Origin of the sequence: Limimaricola litoreus (assembly GCF_024159025.1) — a bacterium.
GTDB lineage: Bacteria > Pseudomonadota > Alphaproteobacteria > Rhodobacterales > Rhodobacteraceae > Limimaricola > Limimaricola litoreus.
Window position 1 is genome coordinate 1 of sequence record NZ_JAMYXC010000041.1, and the last position, 3,939, is coordinate 3,939.

At 71.4% G+C, this 3,939-nt stretch carries 4 protein-coding genes and 1 pseudogene; all 5 read right to left on the reverse strand.

Translation table 11 applies throughout. From position 1 onward, the window contains the following. Positions 1-188: hypothetical protein (locus NHG85_RS03355; protein ID WP_253329810.1), on the reverse strand; the 188-nt coding region annotated here is incomplete at its 3' end. Positions 189-244: 56 nt separating this feature from the next. Further along, complete coding sequence (locus NHG85_RS03360) at positions 245-2,947, reverse strand: ATP-binding protein (RefSeq protein ID WP_253329812.1); 2,703 nt, start codon at positions 2,945-2,947, stop codon at positions 245-247. Positions 2,948-2,951: 4 nt separating this feature from the next. Next, positions 2,952-3,218 carry a hypothetical protein gene (locus NHG85_RS03365; RefSeq protein ID WP_253329818.1) on the reverse strand — a complete coding sequence of 89 codons (267 nt, stop codon included), beginning with the start codon at positions 3,216-3,218 and terminating at the stop codon, positions 2,952-2,954. Beyond that, positions 3,211-3,579: a response regulator transcription factor gene (locus tag NHG85_RS03370; RefSeq protein WP_253329814.1), complete on the reverse strand. Its 369-nt coding sequence runs from the start codon at positions 3,577-3,579 to the stop codon at positions 3,211-3,213. The genes NHG85_RS03365 and NHG85_RS03370 overlap by 8 nt, the downstream gene beginning before the upstream one ends. Positions 3,580-3,652: 73 nt before the next feature. Further along, positions 3,653-3,939 (reverse strand): annotated as a pseudogene (locus NHG85_RS03375) (DUF2083 domain-containing protein); the annotation flags it as partial.

Consider the following 3,939-nt stretch of genomic DNA (forward strand, 5'->3'; position numbering starts at 1 on the left):
ATCCCGTCGATCAGCGCCTCGCGTTCGAGCCTGTCGCAGCGTGCCGAGCGCGGCACGACGGGCAGGCCGATCGTCTCCTGCGCCGCGCGGGCCAAGGCGCCGCCCAGCGCGCCGCCCTGGGCCACGGGGGCCGTTCCTGCGGAGCCGCCGCCGTCGATCAACCGGCGCAGCACGTTCTCCATCGTCATTTCGGTCATCCTGTCCCGCCCCGGCGGCCGAGCCACGCCCGCCGATCCCCTCCGACCTATCCCGGCAGGGGTTGATCAATCCCTAACGAAGCGGGCTTCACCGGCAATTCGACCCGGAAGGCGCCGCCCGACGCCTGCCCGCCCGGCAGGTAGCGGATGGCACCGCCGAGCCGGGCCATGATCTCGCGGCAGATCGCGAGGCCGAGACCGGCGCCGCCCGCCTTTCCCGCCTCGCTGAGCCGGGAGAACTTCTCGAAAATGACCCACCCCTGCTCGGGCGGGATGCCCGCGCCGTTGTCGATGAAATCCACCGCGTGGCAATCGGGCCGCCAGAGGATGTGCAGCTCGGGCTGCGCCGCGTCGCAATACTTGCGGGCATTGGCGATCAGGTTGATAAAGACCTGCGCGAGGCGGTCGGGATCGGTGTCGAGCGTCACCCGGTCGAGCGCGGGGTCGCGCTCGACTCGCAATCCCTCGCGCAGCGGCAGGGCCGCGTCGAGCGCGCGGTCCACCACCTCTCCGAGCCCGATCTCGCGCAGATCGAGCAGCCCCTGCCCCGCCTCCAGCACCGACAGGTCGAGCAAGTCGTCCAGAAGCCGCGTCAGCCGGCTGGCCTCGTCGCCGATGATGGCGGCGAAACGGCCCTGCTCGGCGGGGTCGAGCCCGCCCTCACGCAGGATCTCGGCAAAGGCCCGGATCGAGGTCATCGGGGTGCGCAGCTCGTGGCTGATCTGGCTCAGGAAGCCGTCCTTTTGCACCGACAGCGCGGTGAGCTGGGCATTGGCCTCGCGCAGCGCGCCCGCGGTGCGTTCGAGCTCGGCGGATTTCTGTTCGAGCCGGTTCGAATACTCCATGATCTGCGCCGTCTCGTCGGCCACGGCGATCAGATCCTCGACCGAGACGCTGACCCCTTCGGTCATCTGCCCGATCATCGCATGCGCCGTCGCCGCGCCGACCGAGCCCGCGAGCTCGCGTTCGAGCACTCGGATGAAATCGGGGGTGACATCGGGCAGACGGCCCTGCTTGCCCTGCTGGGCGGCGTGGCGCGCGAAGATCGCCTGCGCTTCGCCCGCACCGATGATGCGCTGTGCCATGACGAGGAGCGGCTCGGCATCGGCGGCGCCACGGGCCCAACTTCCGGGGCCTTCGGACAGCTCGAAGACGCCGACGAACTGCGCGCCCTGCAGCCGCTCGACCGGGCCGGGAAAGCTCGCCAGCGAGACGAGCACGAAGAGGGCGGCGTTGAGCGCGAGCGACCACAGCGCCGCGTGCAGCACCGGATCGAGCCCGCCGGTCCAGAACAGCGCCTGCGGGCGCAGCCATTCCAGCCCGAAGGGGCCCGCCGCCATCACCCCGGCCGGGATCGCCGTGCCGTCGCCGACGCTGGGCAGGAACATCGCCCAGAGCCAGACGGCAAAGCCCGCGAGCAGCCCTGCCGCCGCGCCGCTTCGGGTGGCGCCGCGCCAGAACAGCCCGCCGATCAACGCCGGCAGCACCTGCACCACGCCGACGAAGGCCACCAGCCCGATCGTCGCCAGCGCCGCCCCCCCGCCCGAGAGCCGGAAATAGACATAGCCCAGCCCCAGCACGCCCAGGATCGACAGCCGCCGCGCCGTCAGAACAACCGCGCGCACGTCCCCGGCCATCATCGCCCCGCCGGTGCGCGCGCGCAGCCACAGCGGCACGATGATATGGTTCGACATCATCGTGGCCAAAGCGATCGTCGCCACCATCACCATCGAGGCGGCCGAGGAGAACCCGCCCAGAAAGGCCAGCACCGCCAGCCCGTCGCGGCCCTGGCTCAGCGGCACGGTGAGCACGAACATGTCCGGGTTGGCCCCCTCGGGCAGAAGCTCCAGCCCCATCACCGCGATCGGCACGACAAAGAGGCTCATCAGCCCGAGATAGAGCGGGAAGGCCCAACTCGCCGTGGCGAGGTGATCCTCGTCGGCATTCTCAACCACCAGCACCTGGAACATGCGCGGCAGGCACAAGAGCGCCCCCGCCGACAGGAGGGTAAAGCCGATCCAGCGGCCGCCGGACTGCTCCCAGCCCGAGATGGCGGAGGCGTCGATGCGGGCGAGCATCTCCGCCGGGCCGCCGCCCAGGCCCCAGACGACATAGACCCCGACCGCCAGCAGCGCGCCGAGCTTGACCACCGCCTCGACCGCGACCGCCATGACGATGCCGTGGTGGCGCTCGTTGGAATCGAGGTTGCGGGTGCCGAACAGGATGGTGAAGAGCGCGAGCCCCACCGCCGACCACAGCGCCGCCGAACCGCCGCCGCGCGCGGCCCAGTCCGCCGCGCCGCGCCCGGCAAAGACATCGAGCGATTGCGCGATCGACTGCAGCTGAAGCGCGATGTAGGGCGTGACGCCGACCACCGCGAGCAGGGTCACGATCACTCCCAGAAGCCCCGATTTGCCAAAGCGCGAGGAGACGAGATCGGCGATCGAGGTGATCCGCTGCGCCCGGCCGATCCGCACCAGCTTGCGCAGGAGCCACCACCAGCCGATCATCACGAGGCTCGGCCCGAGATAGATCGTCAGGTATTCCAGCCCGGAGCGTGCGGCGTAGCCCACCGCACCGTAGAAGGTCCATGCGGTGCAGTAGATCGAAAGCGACAGGGTGTAGATCCAGGGGCTGCGCAGCCAGCCGTCGCGCCCGCCCGCCGCCCGCCGCTCGGCGGCGAAGGCCACGCCGAACAGGAAAGCCCCGTAGAGCAGCGCGATGGAGACGAGGGAGTTGAAGCCGAGCATCGGATCAGGCGTCCGTATCCGCATCGCGCGCCGAACGGCGCAGCGCCCGGGCCAGTGCCCATGAGGCGAGCACGCTCAGGGCCCATGCGGCGAAGAGATAGACAAGGACCGCCGAAAGCGGCGTCTCGCCGCGCGGCCAGAGGAGCGGTAGCGCCCAGAGAAAGGCCGCCGCCAGCGGCGCCAGCCGCGCGGTATCCTCGAGCCGCCGTCGGCGATAGGAGGCCCGGGCGAGAAAGACCGGCCGCCGCGCGCCCGGCCCGCGCTCAGCCACCGGCAAGCGCGCGCACCCGGTCGAGCACCTCGGCGTTCGAGAAGGGCTTGGTCATGAAATGGCTGGCGCCCAGCCGCATCGCCAGATCGCGGTCGCGCGCCTGGCCCCGCGCGGTCAGCATCATCACCGGCAGGGCCCGCAGCGCCGGATCGCCGCGCAGCTCCTGCAGGATGTCGAAGCCCGAGCGTCCCGGCAGCATCGCGTCGAGGATCACCAGATCGGGCGGATGTGCACGGACCCGCTCGACCGCGCTCAGCCCGTCCGAATGGGTGTGCACGGTCCAGCCGTCGCGCGACAGGATGAAGCTCACGGCCTCGATGATGTTCGGCTCGTCCTCGATCAGCAGGACACGTCTGGCCATGCGCGGCTTCCCCCCTCGCCCGCGGCCCTCCCCAGGATCGCGCGGCTTCGCGCGTCACTATCGCCGGGCCGTCCTAACCTGTCAAAGCCTGCCCGTCCGCGCCCGTCTCCGCACGCGGCAGCAAGGAGGGCTCGCGCCGGGCCGGGCAGCCGCGCCTGGGGCACAACCGGCAGCCGGGGCCGACCGCGCGCTCGGGCAAATCATGCGCCCCGCCTTCCTGCGGCAGCATCAGCATCACCGCCTCGATCCGTGGCGCCGCGCGCCAGTTCGAAGGAGCGGACATCGAGGCGACGGCGAAGCACAACACGCCGTCCGCGCGCGCGCCGGGCAGGCGGGCGACGCCGCGCAGCGGGCGGCCGG

Bases quoted from the DNA above. Each gene is read 5' to 3' on its own strand.
- NHG85_RS03360 (WP_253329812.1), bottom strand. From the start codon at position 2,947: ATGCTCGGCTTCAACTCCCTCGTCTCCATCGCGCTGCTCTACGGGGCT.
- NHG85_RS03370 (WP_253329814.1), bottom strand. From the start codon at position 3,579: ATGGCCAGACGTGTCCTGCTGATCGAGGACGAGCCGAACATCATCGAG.